Genomic DNA, 16,068 nt, shown 5'->3' with positions numbered 1-16,068 from the left:
TACTTACTATGTAACAGTAAGCGGAGATGGAGTATGTGAGAATGCTCCGGGCGACGCAGCGGAAGTTACGGTGACTGTTAATCCAAGTGCAACAGCTACGGATATTCAGGCAATGGGCGACACGATCTGTGAAGGAGATAGCTTCACGCTTTCTGCTACCAGCAGCACGGTGACCAATCCAATATTCAGATTCTACACCAGTCAGGATCTGACCACTGAGATCACGGATCTGACTGTCAGCCCTGCGACAACGACGACTTATTATGTAACCGTTTCAGGTGATGGGGTTTGCGAGAATGCTCCAGGTGATGCAGCGGAAGTTACGGTGACTGTTAATCCAAGTGCAACAGCTACGGATATTCAGGCAATGGGCGACACGATCTGTGAAGGAGATAGCTTCACGCTTTCTGCTACCAGCAGCACGGTGACCAATCCAATATTCAGATTCTACACCAGTCAGGATCTGACCACTGAGATCACGGATCTGACTGTCAGCCCTGCGACCACGACGACTTACTATGTAACTGTATCTGGAGATGGAGTTTGTGAAAACGCTCCTGGTGATGCTGCTGAAGTAACTGTGACGGTCAATCCAAGTGCAACAGCCACGGATATTCAGGCAATGGGCGACACGATCTGTGAAGGAGATAGCTTCACGTTATCTGCTAGCAGCAGCACGGTGACCAATCCTGTATTCAGATTCTACACCAGTCAGGATCTGACCACTGAGATCACGGATCTGACTGTCAGCCCTGCGACAACAACGACTTATTATTTAACCGTTTCAGGTGATGGAGTCTGTGAAAATGCTCCTGGCGATGCAGCGGAAGTTACTGTGACGGTCAATCCAAGTGCAACAGCTACGGATATTCAGGCAATGGGTGACACGATCTGTGAAGGAGATAGCTTCACGCTTTCTGCTACCAGCAGCACGGTGACCAATCCAATATTCAGATTCTACACCAGTCAGGATCTGACCACTGAGATCACGGATCTGACTGTCAGCCCTGCGACCACGACGACTTACTATGTAACTGTATCTGGAGATGGAGTTTGTGTAAACGCTCCTGGTGATGCTGCTGAAGTAACTGTGACGGTCAATCCAAGTGCAACAGCCACGGATATTCAGGCAATGGGCGACACGATCTGTGAAGGAGATAGCTTCACGTTATCTGCTAGCAGCAGCACGGTGACCAATCCTGTATTCAGATTCTACACCAGTCAGGATCTGACCACTGAGATCACGGATCTGACTGTCAGCCCTGCGACAACGACGACTTATTATGTAACCGTTTCAGGTGATGGGGTTTGCGAGAATGCTCCAGGTGATGCAGCGGAAGTTACGGTGACTGTAAATCCAAGTGCAACAGCCACGGATATTCAGGCAATGGGCGACACGATCTGCGAAGGAGATAGCTTCGCGCTATCTGCTACCAGCAGCACGGTGACGAATCCTGTATTCAGATTCTACACCAGTCAGGATCTGACCACTGAGATCACGGATCTGACTGTCAGCCCTGCGGCAACGACGACTTATTATGTAACCGTTTCAGGTGATGGAGTCTGTGAAAACGCTCCTGGCGATGCAGCGGAAGTTACGGTGACTGTCAATCCAAGTGCAACAGCTACGGATATTCAGGCAATGGGTGACACGATCTGTGAAGGAGATAGCTTCACGCTTTCTGCTACCAGTAGCGCGGTGACCAATCCAATATTCAGATTCTACACCAGTCAGGATCTGACCACTGAGATCACGGATCTGAGTGTCAGCCCTGCGACAACAACGACTTATTATGTAACCGTTTCAGGTGATGGCGTTTGTGAGAATGCTCCAGGCGATGCAGCGGAAGTTACGGTGACTGTCAATCCAAGTGCAACAGCTACGGATATTCAGGCAATGGGCGACACGATCTGCGAAGGAGATAGCTTCACGCTTTCTGCTACCAGTAGCGCGGTGACCAATCCTGTATTCAGATTCTACACCAGTCAGGATCTGACCACTGAGATCACGGATCTGACTGTCAGCCCTGCGACAACGACGACTTATTATGTAACCGTTTCAGGTGATGGGGTTTGTGAAAACGCTCCAGGTGATGCAGCGGAAGTTACGGTGACTGTAAATCCAAGTGCAACAGCCACGGATATTCAGGCAATGGGCGACACGATCTGCGAAGGAGATAGCTTCACGCTATCTGCTACCAGCAGCACGGTGACCAATCCTGTATTCAGATTCTACACCAGTCAGGATCTGACCACTGAGATCACGGATCTGACTGTCAGCCCTGCGGCAACGACGACTTACTATGTAACTGTATCTGGAGATGGAGTTTGTGAAAACGCTCCTGGTGATGCTGCTGAAGTAACTGTGACGGTCAATCCAAGTGCAACAGCCACGGATATTCAGGCAATGGGCGACACGATCTGTGAAGGAGATAGCTTCACGTTATCTGCTAGCAGCAGCACGGTGACCAATCCTGTATTCAGATTCTACACCAGTCAGGATCTGACCACTGAGATCACGGATCTGACTGTCAGCCCTGCGACAACGACGACTTATTATGTAACCGTTTCAGGTGATGGGGTTTGCGAGAATGCTCCAGGTGATGCAGCGGAAGTTACGGTGACTGTCAATCCAAGTGCAACAGCTACGGATATTCAGGCAATGGGCGACACGATCTGCGAAGGAGATAGCTTCACGCTTTCTGCTACCAGTAGCGCGGTGACCAATCCTGTATTCAGATTCTACACCAGTCAGGATCTGACCACTGAGATCACGGATCTGACTGTCAGCCCTGCGACAACGACGACTTATTATGTAACCGTTTCAGGTGATGGGGTTTGTGAAAACGCTCCAGGTGATGCAGCGGAAGTTACGGTGACTGTTAATCCAAGTGCAACAGCTACGGATATTCAGGCAATGGGCGACACGATCTGTGAAGGAGATAGCTTCACGCTTTCTGCTACCAGCAGCACGGTGACCAATCCAATATTCAGATTCTACACCAGTCAGGATCTGACCACTGAGATCACGGATCTGACTGTCAGCCCTGCGACCACGACGACTTACTATGTAACTGTATCTGGAGATGGAGTTTGTGAAAACGCTCCTGGTGATGCTGCTGAAGTAACTGTGACGGTCAATCCAAGTGCAACAGCCACGGATATTCAGGCAATGGGCGACACGATCTGTGAAGGAGATAGCTTCACGTTATCTGCTAGCAGCAGCACGGTGACCAATCCTGTATTCAGATTCTACACCAGTCAGGATCTGACCACTGAGATCACGGATCTGACTGTCAGCCCTGCGACAACGACGACTTATTATGTAACCGTTTCAGGTGATGGGGTTTGCGAGAATGCTCCAGGTGATGCAGCGGAAGTTACGGTGACTGTCAATCCAAGTGCAACAGCTACGGATATTCAGGCAATGGGCGACACGATCTGCGAAGGAGATAGCTTCACGCTTTCTGCTACCAGTAGCGCGGTGACCAATCCTGTATTCAGATTCTACACCAGTCAGGATCTGACCACTGAGATCACGGATCTGACTGTCAGCCCTGCGACAACGACGACTTATTATGTAACCGTTTCAGGTGATGGGGTTTGTGAAAACGCTCCAGGTGATGCAGCGGAAGTTACGGTGACTGTTAATCCAAGTGCAACAGCTACGGATATTCAGGCAATGGGCGACACGATCTGTGAAGGAGATAGCTTCACGCTTTCTGCTACCAGCAGCACGGTGACCAATCCAATATTCAGATTCTACACCAGTCAGGATCTGACCACTGAGATCACGGATCTGACTGTCAGCCCTGCGACCACGACGACTTACTATGTAACTGTATCTGGAGATGGAGTTTGTGAAAACGCTCCTGGTGATGCTGCTGAAGTAACTGTGACGGTCAATCCAAGTGCAACAGCCACGGATATTCAGGCAATGGGCGACACGATCTGTGAAGGAGATAGCTTCACGTTATCTGCTAGCAGCAGCACGGTGACCAATCCTGTATTCAGATTCTACACCAGTCAGGATCTGACCACTGAGATCACGGATCTGACTGTCAGCCCTGCGACAACGACGACTTATTATGTAACCGTTTCAGGTGATGGGGTTTGCGAGAATGCTCCAGGTGATGCACGCGGAAGTTACGGTGACTGTCAATCCAAGTGCAACAGCTACGGATATTCAGGCAATGGGCGACACGATCTGCGAAGGAGATAGCTTCACGCTTTCTGCTACCAGTAGCGCGGTGACCAATCCTGTATTCAGATTCTACACCAGTCAGGATCTGACCACTGAGATCACGGATCTGACTGTCAGCCCTGCGACAACGACGACTTATTATGTAACCGTTTCAGGTGATGGGGTTTGTGAAAACGCTCCAGGTGATGCAGCGGAAGTTACGGTGACGGTCAATCCAAGTGCAACAGCTACGGATATTCAGGCAATGGGCGACACGATCTGTGAAGGAGATAGCTTCACGTTATCTGCTAGCAGCAGCACGGTGACCAATCCTGTATTCAGATTCTACACCAGTCAGGATCTGACCACTGAGATCACGGATCTGACTGTCAGCCCTGCGACAACGACGACTTATTATGTAACCGTTTCAGGTGATGGGGTTTGCGAGAATGCTCCAGGTGATGCAGCGGAAGTTACGGTGACTGTGAATATCACAGAGGCACCTATTACCAACAATCCAAATCAAAGCTTCTGTACTACTGATAATGCTACATTGAGCTCGATTGAAATTGAAGGTGAAGGAATACTTTGGTACGCCACGGAAAACAGTATTTCTCCATTGGATCCAACCATTCCTTTGGCAGATGGGGCAACTTATTTTGCTTCCCAAACTGATCCAACTACCAATTGTGAAAGTGTATTGAGAACTCCGGTAATGGTCTTCTTAACAGATTGTAATACTGGTGATGGATTAACTATACAGAAATTTGCAGAGAATGAGATAGTTTATGCAGGAGATACATTCACCTACACCATCTCAATTACTAACACTAATAATACTGAAATAACTGATGTAACGATAACAGATGAATTGGATGCGAGATTAATGTATGTTGCTTCCAGTAATTCTGGTCAATTTGAAGCAGGGGTAGTTATTTGGACCATTCCTACGATTGCTGCAAATTCGATAGTTGATATTACTTTGTGGGTATCCACTGCATCAAATCTTGCTTCCGGAACTCAAATCTCCAACGTAGCGATAGTTTCCAGTCCAGACGATCCGGATTCACCTAAAGAATCTGATCCTGAAGTAGTGACGATAGAGAAAGACGTGGACTTGATGATCACCAAGACTGCAAGTGCTTGCAACAGTTCTTGCGGGAGGTGAATTCAGCTACACGATTTCTGTAACGAATTCCGGTCAAAGTGATGCGACTGATCTGACGATCACCGATGCATTGGCAACTGGCCTGAGCTTTATCTCAGCTGATAACAGCGGAGTGAACAATGCAGGAACAATCAGTTGGACAATTCCAACGTTGGCAGCAGGAGCAAGCATCGACTTGAAACTTACTGTGATGGTGAATGCTGATGTTGACGCAGGAACTCAAATCTCCAACGTGGCGATAGTATCGAGCCCTGATGATCCGGATTCACCTAAAGAATCTGATCCTGAGGTAGTGACTGTAGAAAAAGACGTGGACTTGATCATCACCAAGACTGCAAGTGCTGCAACAGTTCTTGCGGGAGGTGAATTCAGCTACACGATTGCTGTAACGAATTCCGGTCAAAGTGATGCTACTGATCTTACGATCATTGATGCATTGGCAACTGGCTTGAGCTTTATCTCAGCTGATAACAGCGGAGTGAACAATGCAGGAACAATCACTTGGACAGTTCCAACTTTGGGAGCAGGAGCGAGCATCGACTTGACACTGACTGTGATGGTTGATGCTGATGTTGACGCGGGAACTCAAATCTCCAACGTAGCGATAGTTTCCAGTCCAGACGATCCGGATTCACCGAAAGAATCTGATCCTGAGGTAGTGACGGTAGAGAAAGACGTGGACTTGATGATCACCAAGACTGCAAGTGCTTCCACAGTTCTTGCGGGAGGTGAATTCAGCTACACGATTTCTGTAATGAATTCCGGTCAAAGTGATGCGACTGATCTTACGATCACTGATGCCTTGGCAACTGGCTTGAGCTTTATCTCTGCGGACAACAGCGGAGTGAATAATGCAGGAACAATCACTTGGACAATTCCAACGTTGGCAGCAGGAGCAAGCATTGAGCTGACGCTGTCTGTGATGGTTGATGCTGATGTTGACGCGGGAACTAAAATCTCCAACGTGGCGATAGTATCGAGTCCTGATGATCCGGATTCACCTAAAGAATCTGATCCTGAGGTAGTGACTGTAGAAAAAGACGTGGACTTGATGATCACCAAGACTGCAAGTGCTGCAACAGTTCTTGCGGGAGGTGAATTCAGCTACACGATTTCTGTAATGAATTCCGGTCAAAGTGATGCTACTGATCTGACGATCACTGATGCATTGGCAACTGGCCTGAGCTTTATCTCTGCGGACAACAGCGGAGTGAATAATGCAGGAACAATCACTTGGACAATTCCAACTTTGGCAGCAGGAGCAAGCATTGAGCTGATGCTGACTGTAATGGTGGATGCTGATGTCTCAAATGGTACTCAAATCTCCAACGTAGCGATAGTTTCCAGTCCAGACGATCCGGATTCACCTAAAGAATCTGATCCTGAGGTAGTGACGGTAGAGAAAGACGTGGACTTGATGATCACCAAGACTGCAAGTGCTTCCACAGTTCTTGCGGGAGGTGAATTAAGCTACACGATTTCTGTAATGAATTCCGGTCAAAGTGATGCGACTGATCTGACGATCACCGATGCCTCGGCAACTGGCCTGAGCTTTATCTCTGCGGACAACGGCGGAGTGAACAATGCAGGAACAATCAGTTGGACAGTTCCAACTTTGGCAGCAGGTGCGAGCATCGACTTGACACTGACTGTGATGGTTGATGCTGATGTTGACGCGGGAACTCAAATCTCCAACGTGGCGATAGTATCGAGCCCTGATGATCCGGATTCACCGAAGGAATCTGATCCTGAGGTAGTGACTGTAGAAAAAGACGTGGACTTGATGATCACCAAGACTGCAAGTGCTTCCACAGTTCTTGCGGGAGGTGAATTCAGCTACACGATTTCTGTAATGAATTCCGGTCAAAGTGATGCTACTGATCTTACGATCACCGATGCCTTGGCAACTGGCCTGAGCTTTATCTCAGCTGGTAACAGCGGAGTGAACAATGCAGGAACAATCACTTGGACAATTCCAACTTTGGCAGCAGGAGCGAGCATTCAGCTGATGCTGACTGTAATGGTGGATGCGGATGTCTCAAATGGTACTCAAATCTCCAACGTAGCGATAGTATCCAGTCCAGACGATCCGGATTCACCTAAAGAATCTGATCCTGAAGTAGTGACTGTGGAGAAAGACGTGGACTTGATGATCACCAAGACTGCAAGTGCTTGCAACAGTTCTTGCGGGAGGTGAATTCAGCTACACGATTTCTGTAACGAATTCCGGTCAAAGTGATGCTACTGATCTTACGATCACCGATGCCTTGGCAACTGGCCTGAGCTTTATCTCAGCTGGTAACAGCGGAGTGAACAATGCAGGAACAATCACTTGGACAATTCCAACTTTGGCAGCAGGAGCGAGCATTGAGCTGATGCTGACTGTAATGGTGGATGCGGATGTCTCAAATGGTACTCAAATCTCCAACGTAGCGATAGTATCCAGTCCAGACGATCCGGATTCACCTAAAGAATCTGATCCTGAAGTAGTGACTGTGGAGAAAGACGTGGACTTGATGATCACCAAGACTGCAAGTGCTGCAACAGTTCTTGCGGGAGGTGAATTCAGCTACACGATTTCTGTAACGAATTCCGGTCAAAGTGATGCGACTGATCTTACGATCACTGATGCCTTGGCAAATGGCCTGAGCTTTATTTCTGCGGACAACAGCGGAGTGAACAATGCAGGAACAATCAGTTGGACGGTTCCAACTTTGGCAGCTGGAGCAAGCATTGAGCTGACGCTGTCTGTGATGGTGGATGCTGATGTTGACGCGGGAACTCAAATCTCCAACGTGGCAATAGTATCGAGCCCTGATGATCCGGATTCACCTAAAGAATCTGATCCTGAAGTAGTGACTGTAGAGAAAGACGTGGACTTGATGATCACCAAGACTGCAAGTGCTGCAACAGTTCTTGCGGGAGGTGAATTCAGCTACACGATTTCTGTAACGAATTCCGGTCAAAGTGATGCGACTGATCTGACGATCACCGATGCATTGGCAACTGGCCTGAGCTTTATCTCAGCTGATAACAGCGGAGTAAACAATGCAGGAACAATCAGTTGGACAATTCCAACTTTGGCAGCAGGAGCAAGCATTGAGCTGACACTGACTGTGAAGGTGGATGCTGATGTTGACGCAGGAACTCAAATCTCCAACGTGGCGATAGTATCGAGCCCTGATGATCCGGATTCACCTAAAGAATCTGATCCTGAAGTAGTGACTGTAGAGAATAATGGAAGTTTAGTGATTATTAAAAATGCAGACGTTGAATCTGTTCTTCCAGGAGGTGATATTGTCTATACCATAGCTATCTCCAATACCGGTAACGCCCAGGTCACCTCTGTTCTGGTGACTGATGAATTACCAGAAGGTGTAAGCTTTATTTCTGCATCAAATGGTGGTTCAGTCGAAAATGGAGTAGTCACATGGACCATTCCTACACTAGCTAGCGGAGAAACAATTGAGGTTGAGATAGTCGTGATGGCCGCTGGAAACCTTTCTCCAGGAACCTTAATTTCTAACACAGCAAAAGTTAATAGTCCGGATGTGCCTGAATCTCCTATAGAGTCAGATCCTGAAGTGGTAAGAGTGAGAAGTGATTTCAATTTGGTAATCAATAAAGTAGCAAATCAGAATACAGCACTAGCGGGATCTGATCTGACTTACACAATCACTGTAACAAATACTGGAGAAAGTATTTCGCCTATGTACATGGTAACAGATATGCTACATGAAGGACTAAATTTCAATAGTGCAAGTAATGGTGGCTTTGTGGAGAATGGTGAAGTAATATGGATGATGCCACCTTTGGAAGCTGGTGCACTGATGGAGCTAACTCTCACCGTGGAAATCGATGAAAGCCTGCCTGCTGGCACTGATATCGAAAACGTAGCAATATTCTGGCTTAGAAATGTTAGAGAAAATTCAGGACCTTCTCAGCCAGCAGTAGTGAGAGTAACTAGGGATGAAAATGTATCAATTTCGAAAGTATCCTCCAAAGACAAAGTAGTTCCTGGTGAGGAGTTTACTTACACTATTACGGTTTCGAATTCTGGTCAAAACAGCTTGTCTGGTTTGGTCATCAGGGATACTTTGGAAAATGACCTAAGTTTTGTTAGTGCCTCTCAAGGTGGTACAGCGAATGGTCAATTGGTAACATGGAGCATACCTGAATTGGCTGGTGGGTCATCGATTTCTTTGGAACTCAAAGTGACACTAAGTGAAGATGCCACAATAGGCAGTGAAATAGCGAACACAGCCTATGCAGTTCCGGAAGGCGATCCTGATAATCCAATCCCATCTGATCCTGAAGTTATAGAAGTAGGGGATCCTCAATCCTTTACGATTGTGAAAACTCCAAATGTGACTGAAGCTTATATTGGTGATGAAGTAAATTATACCATTACGGTAACCAACACTTCAGACATTACCCAAGAGCAGGTAACTGTCATAGATGAATTACCACAAGGCTTGACTTTCAGTAGTTCTAACATGGAAAGTGAAGTTGAAAATGGTACTGTGACATGGATGATCCCATCCTTGGCTTCCGGGGAAAGTATAGACCTTCTATTAACCACCACTGTGAATGATGGAGCAATCCCGAATGAGGTGATATTTAACATCGCTGTGGTAGACTCTGAAACATCTGTTGGTGATCCTGTTGAATCTGATCCAGGGGATGGTGTCTTAGTAATTGAAGATGAGGAAAAACAGACATCGATATCGGTTATTAAGTGGACCGATGTACAGACTGTTATAGTAGGGCAAATGATCGATTATACAATTCTAATTGAGAATACAGGAGATGTAATGGCTTATGATCTATTGGTTGTGGATTCTCTACCTGCAGGTACCATGGCAATGGAAGTTAGTCCAGAGGGTGAGATTTCTGATAATGCAGTGGTTTGGATGATGGACTCACTTGAAGCTGGAGCATCTATTGAAGTGAAAATAAAGTTGATGACGATGGAAGATAAAGGGCCAATTAGTAATTGGGTGTTTATACTGGCAGAAACTTCCCTGATGTATCATTTGGAACTGACCCTATGGTTATTACTAACCAAGTGGACCTAATCTTAGATAAAGAAGTTTCAGGAAGTCTGATTCAGCTAAACTCAATCTTTGAATACAAAATCACGCTGACAAATAATTCTGACAATGTAGGAAATGAGGTAGTTGTAACTGACGTTTTAGCGCCTTCTGTAGAATACATAGGTGCTGACGTTTCATCTGGTACCGTTTCCTTCAACTTGGAAAATAGGACCCTGACATGGAGCATATTGTCTATAGATCCTCAGGCTGTGGAAACAATAACCATACGTGTAAAAGCGATAGCTGAAGGAACGGTTTCAAATACAGCAACAGCTGTTTCGACAGATGATGAATTGGAGCCAACTGATAACTCGGACACTGTATCTCATGAGCAGATAGAATTTGAGATTCCAAATGTCTTTACGCCTAACGGTGATGGAATCAATGACGCTTGGGTGATCAAAGGTCTGCAAGAGTTCTTCCAGCAAAATGAACTTCTGATAGTCAACCGATGGGGTGTAGAAGTTTACAGAATGGACAACTATCAAAATGACTGGGACGGAGATAACCTGAATGGTGGTACCTACTTCTACCAATTCCAATTAACAGACAGTCAGGGTGTAAGTCATACAATGACAGGTTACGTAACTATAATTAAGTAAGCAAGATGAAACTATTTAAGGTAATTACTCTGATCGCTGGATGCATTCTTCTGTCCCTTAGCCATAGCTTTGGGCAGCAGGTGCCTCAGTACAGCCAATACATTTTTAATCCTGTTTTTATTAATCCTGCTTATGCAGGTTACAAACAGCAATTGTATCTGCAATCTTATTATAGAAAGCAATGGACAGGTGTCACGGGAAGTCCCGAAACCTTCGCCGTTGCTGGGGATACTTACTTAGCAGATTCTCAATTAGGGGTTGGCGGGCAATTCCTCACTGATAAGTTGGGCGCTCAAAGGACAGTATCAGCCTATGGTAATTTGGCTTACCATCTGAGGCTGAGTGATACTAAGTTTTTGAGTTTTGGCGTAGGAGCTGGTGTAGTCAATTCCCAGCTGGATGGATCCATGTTGAACCCTGATATGGATAATGATCCTTCCATTCCATTGAGTAGGGAAAGAATTACGTATCCAGACCTAAAACTTGGCTTATTTCTCTATGATGAGTCATATTATATAGGTGTTGCAGCTGACCAGATGCTTTCCTCAGTTGTGGATTTTGACAAAGGTGATGTGATGGTTCAGCCAACACCCCACCTTTATCTGACAGGAGGATATCACTTTGATATAAATTACAATTTATCCTTTGTGCCTTCTGTGATGTACATGGATGATTTCAAGGCTCCTGCTCGATTGGATGCCAATGCTGCCTTGATTATAAATGATGCGGTATGGCTGGGGGCTGGCTATAGGTTCGGGATTGATATGCCTGGAAGAGAAATTCAGGAAGGTCTGCAAAAGTCCACTGCTTTGATTGGTATGGTACAGGTGCAGATCCGGGAAAGTTTACGCTTGGGGTATGCTTATGACCATACGATTTCTGGATTTTCTGTAGGTAGTTTTTCTACCCACGATATTTCAATTGCTTTCTTATTCCCTCCTAAGCGTGTACGCTTGGTTTCTCCAAGATTCTTTTAATTAACCCTATTCTGATGAACAAAGTCATTTACATATTCTGTTTCCTGATTTTATGTTTTGTGAGTTGTAAACCAGCTGCTTATAAAAGTTATCTGGAGGGGAAAAAGCAGGCGGAAAATCTAAACTATTCCGTGGGAATTGATAAGTATTTGGAAAGTTGGAATAGATCACCCTTGCCTGAGACAGCCCGGGGGTTGGCTCAGGCTTATTTTAAAACTAGGGATTTCGAACAAGCTGAAGAGTGGTACACTAGACTAGACAGGGATGATGAACTTGAAACAGAGGATTTAAAGCCTTATGCCGAGACATTAATTGCAAATTCCAAGTATACTGAGGCTGCAGATGTGTTGGCGAAACTTGACCCATCTAAAAGTAGGTCAGACTTGGAGTTGATTTGGAAAACTGCACTAGGAGGTAAATCCTTCCTAAATAAGTCCTCAGAGGCTGCAGTTGTGCCAATTTCTAATGCAAATTCACCCTTTTCAGAGTTTGGCCCTATGATTACTGAAAACTCAGTACTTCATTTTACTTCTGATAGATTGATTTCAAAGAAAGCCAGAGTTGATCCAAATAATGCGTTGAAAAGCGATGTGTATGGTTGGACTGGAAATGGCTTTTTGAAAATGTATGAGTTGGACTGGGATGATGAGGAGAATTCAGCTCTAGGAGATCCAAAGCAGACCGAGAACCTTGAAAGTGATTTGCATGTGGGGCCTATGTATGAGGTAGGAGAAAATTTATTTCTGACGTTAACCCAAGCACAAAAATTCAAAAAATCTGATTCCGGAACTGCTAGGAACTACACCTTATTTCCTGAGTTATATTTCGCCCTGGATACGGGAGATGTGACTTTGGATTCCTTTACTCCGTTTTCATTTAATGATCCTTTCTCGTATTCTGTCTCTGATCCTTTTTATGATCCGTCTCAGTCCAGATTGTATTTTTCCTCTGATATGCCTGGGGGCAGAGGAAAAGCTGATTTGTATTACACTGAGTGGGATAATGGAGTATGGCTCAGACCAGTGAACCTTGGTTCTGTAATCAATACCAATGGAGATGAGAGAACCCCTTTTGTTGATCAGAATGGGGTGTTATACTTTTCTAGCTCTGGACATGCAGGGCTCGGTGGATTAGATGTTTTTAAAGCTGCCTTTGTAAATGGTGATTACGCTGAGCCCGAGAATCTAGGAAGTCCTATCAATTCAAACCGGGATGATTTTGGATTATCGCTGGTGCTAGGGAATGATAATAAGGCTGTTTTTTCATCTGATAGGGTAGGAGGAAGAGGCTTGGATGATCTTTATTTCGCTGATTTGATTGTGAAAAAGGATTTAGTAATCAAAGGACAGGTGATCGATAAAGAGAGCGGGATGAATCTCCCCGATGCTGTGGTCTCACTTTATAATGAGCAAGATCATTTAGAGAATACGTATGTTTCTGAGGAAGATGGGTCCTTTAGGTTTAAAGTCAAGTTCGATCAGACAGTTCATTTGGAAGGGAAAAAGACAGGCTATCTTACTGGAAGCACAGGAGATGTGATGATTCCGGAGGCTACTGAAATCCAAGATTCCGTCCTCGTAAGAAATATCTATCTAGAGCAAATCCAAGTTGGGAAGACATATACACTTGAAAATATTTATTATGATTTTGACAAATGGGATATCCGTGAGGACGCGAAGCCAGAGCTGAACAAGCTGATAAAAATTCTCAAAGAAAACCCAACTATAAAGATTGAATTGTATTCGCACACAGATTCTCGAGGAACAAACGCTTATAATCTTAAGCTATCAGACAATAGAGCTAAGGCTGCTATAGCGTACTTGATAGAATCAGGAATTGATTCGAGCAGGCTTACAGCTATTGGATTTGGCGAGGAAAAACTCCTTAATTCTTGTAGTGACAATGTAACATGTACAGATGAGCAGCATCAAGAAAACAGAAGGACTGAGTTTAAAATAATTGAATATTGATGAGGAAGAATTATAGGCTGGTTTAGTAAAAGTACTTATTGGGTAGTTGTAAATAGAATGATTTTATTACCAAAAAAAGTCAGTTAGTATTAGCTGACCTTTTTTTTGTTTTCGAAAATGCTGTGATCCATTTCGCTGGAAAAGCATTCAGATAAGAACCTGGACCCTAGTTTAAAAGATTCTTTCTAGAATCATTTTCAAACCATCCTTCCTTTTGAGTCTGAAGGGAAACAGTTTTTATGCTCTCATTGTCCATAAGTGGTTCTTTACAGATAGCATAATGAAATTTGGTGATCGTATCAACGAGATTAGATTCCACATTTCCATTGTCACCAAAGAATTTGTTTTCTACTAGATAGGAGATAAATGAGGAATCACAATCCTTCTTAAAAACTACGAAAGCCGTACCTCGTTTACTTTTGAATTGGGAAATTGTTTCAGAAATAAATTTTTTTAAAACTTTCAGAACATTGTTCAAATCTCCTTCAATCAAAGGCAATGAATTGTCGAGCGAAAATTCTAATTCGTATTTTTCTAAATCGCGTAAAATGGAGATTAACTGTTCGTAACTGTCAATAAAGTCCACTCCAGATCCCAATTTGGGATAGGATAGTTGAAAATCTTGAGGGTATTTCATTAGTTAAAATTTGCGAGCAATTGCAAAATTTGGGTGATTAAGCTTTTACTCTTCATAATGAGATGTTGAAAAGTCCAACACCCCTTTTTAGGTTAGGTTTAAATTGTCTTTTAGTATGAATTTGCTGTCAATGCTTGTGACGTATTTTTAAGAATTAATAGGCCAATATGCTAACGACTTTGTTTATTCGATCTACAGTGTGTTCTACGCTCAAACTTCAGGCCTGTGTTCTAGGGAATTTGAAATTAATATAAGTATCTGTAAATCAGTGGTTAAAATATTAATCGGATTTAGTCGGATTGAATAATCAGTATTTTGTTCTTGTAAATGTCTCAATTCGGGGAATTTATTTACGATTTCTTTTGGGCATAGATAGCTGATTCCCTCTTTCTGCTAAAGGGAATTTGCTTGGGATAACTCAAGTATTTACGAGTTGAAACATGAGTTTAGATTTTAGAAATAGATAAATAATTTGAAAAAACTGGTTGGGATAGCAAATGTGGATGTTACTGATCAATTGCTGGATTTTATGCGTTCTAAAGCGCTATTTTTTTACCCATGAGGAGAGCCTCAAAAAAGAATTGCTGCTGTATAGTTGACGGGTAAGTGATAGGTCATTATAGATTTTTGTATTGAGAATCAACTAATTGATTTAGTGCGAGCTGCTGAAAATGAGTGGGGGGACTTTTGTCATAAAAAAAATCTATGAGGACAACGAGGGATCGATAAGGAATCCGCGTCTATAGTGATAACAAAACAACTATAGCAATGCGACTATTCAAACTTAGCTTTTTCCCTTTATTGCTTGTGGCGGTCACTTGGATCTCCTGTGCCAACGATGGTGACAATGATTTAGAGCCAGAGGCGACACTGACTGAATTACCCCTAGCTTTCTCCGCATTTGATTCAAGTAATACTACAATCATGCTGGATGGAAATGAGGTAATCATAGAAACCAATGGATTGCCAAATCACACTTCTCCTTATTGGTCAAGTACAAATGAAAGGAACAATAACGGTCACATTACCCCAGCAGCGGCTACTGATCATCCACTTTTTGTCGAGCCTACAGTGACTTCTTTTTTCTTTATGGCTCCAGGCAACATAGATGACTTTAATGGAAGCTATACTTTAAGAGTGCCAGCAATACCTACCAAATCGTTCTCTAGTACATCCACTGGATTAGGAGCGATAGGTATTGCAGTGAGTGGGTCTGTGATTTATAATGATAAAGAAGGTCCAAATGTCCCATTAGACGGAGCTGCCGGTTCCCTTGATTTCAATGGTGCTCACACAGGACCTCAGAGTTACCATTATCATTTAGAACCAGTTTCATTCTCAGATGATGATGATAATTTGATAGGAATTATCTCAGATGGCTTTTCTTTATGGGAGGAAATGTACGTCTACGGATAGCTACCCAGCCGATCTAGAT

9 protein-coding genes are annotated in these 16,068 nt (G+C 44.2%); 8 read left to right on the top strand and 1 reads right to left on the bottom strand.

From position 1 onward, the window contains the following. The first annotated feature begins 70 nt into the window (after positions 1–70). Genes AC0L6R_RS09725 through AC0L6R_RS09695 form a run of 7 tightly spaced genes read left to right on the top strand, consistent with a single transcriptional unit; the run spans position 71 to position 13,996 of the window. The gene (locus AC0L6R_RS09725; protein ID WP_473270995.1) at positions 71–4,222 is read left to right on the top strand and encodes an Ig-like domain-containing protein; all 4,152 of its coding nucleotides are present in this window, start codon (positions 71–73) and stop codon (positions 4,220–4,222) included. Next, complete coding sequence (locus AC0L6R_RS09720; RefSeq protein ID WP_473270994.1) at positions 4,134–5,351, top strand: Ig-like domain-containing protein; 1,218 nt, start codon at positions 4,134–4,136, stop codon at positions 5,349–5,351. Before AC0L6R_RS09725 ends, AC0L6R_RS09720 begins: the two co-directional genes overlap by 89 nt. Next, positions 5,323–7,548 (top strand): COG1361 S-layer family protein, encoded by a 2,226-nt coding sequence (locus AC0L6R_RS09715; protein ID WP_473270993.1) that lies wholly within the window; start codon positions 5,323–5,325, stop codon positions 7,546–7,548. The genes AC0L6R_RS09720 and AC0L6R_RS09715 overlap by 29 nt, the downstream gene beginning before the upstream one ends. Next, positions 7,520–10,429, top strand: coding sequence for a DUF7507 domain-containing protein (locus AC0L6R_RS09710; RefSeq protein ID WP_473270992.1), 2,910 nt, complete (start codon positions 7,520–7,522; stop codon positions 10,427–10,429). The genes AC0L6R_RS09715 and AC0L6R_RS09710 overlap by 29 nt, the downstream gene beginning before the upstream one ends. Next, positions 10,420–11,049: a T9SS type B sorting domain-containing protein gene (locus AC0L6R_RS09705; protein WP_473270991.1), complete on the top strand. Its 630-nt coding sequence runs from the start codon at positions 10,420–10,422 to the stop codon at positions 11,047–11,049. Before AC0L6R_RS09710 ends, AC0L6R_RS09705 begins: the two co-directional genes overlap by 10 nt. 5 nt (positions 11,050–11,054) lie before the next feature. Then, positions 11,055–12,026 (top strand): PorP/SprF family type IX secretion system membrane protein, encoded by a 972-nt coding sequence (locus AC0L6R_RS09700; RefSeq protein WP_473270990.1) that lies wholly within the window; start codon positions 11,055–11,057, stop codon positions 12,024–12,026. 14 nt (positions 12,027–12,040) lie between these two features. Further along, complete coding sequence (locus AC0L6R_RS09695; protein ID WP_473270989.1) at positions 12,041–13,996, top strand: OmpA family protein; 1,956 nt, start codon at positions 12,041–12,043, stop codon at positions 13,994–13,996. Positions 13,997–14,162: 166 nt separating this feature from the next. On the opposite strand, the gene AC0L6R_RS09690 is transcribed toward AC0L6R_RS09695, so the two are convergent. Next, positions 14,163–14,633 carry a hypothetical protein gene (locus AC0L6R_RS09690; RefSeq protein ID WP_473270988.1) on the bottom strand — a complete coding sequence of 157 codons (471 nt, stop codon included), beginning with the start codon at positions 14,631–14,633 and terminating at the stop codon, positions 14,163–14,165. A 768-nt stretch (positions 14,634–15,401) separates the two neighbouring features. Between AC0L6R_RS09690 and AC0L6R_RS09685 the strand changes: the two genes are divergently transcribed. After that, positions 15,402–16,049: a YHYH protein gene (locus tag AC0L6R_RS09685; protein WP_473270987.1), complete on the top strand. Its 648-nt coding sequence runs from the start codon at positions 15,402–15,404 to the stop codon at positions 16,047–16,049. The last annotated feature ends 19 nt before the right edge of the window (positions 16,050–16,068 follow it).

Source organism: Algoriphagus sp. 10J20-15 (assembly GCF_055809615.1).
Note: the sequence above shows the minus strand (reverse complement) of the source record. Positions and strands in the feature narration are given on the sequence as shown.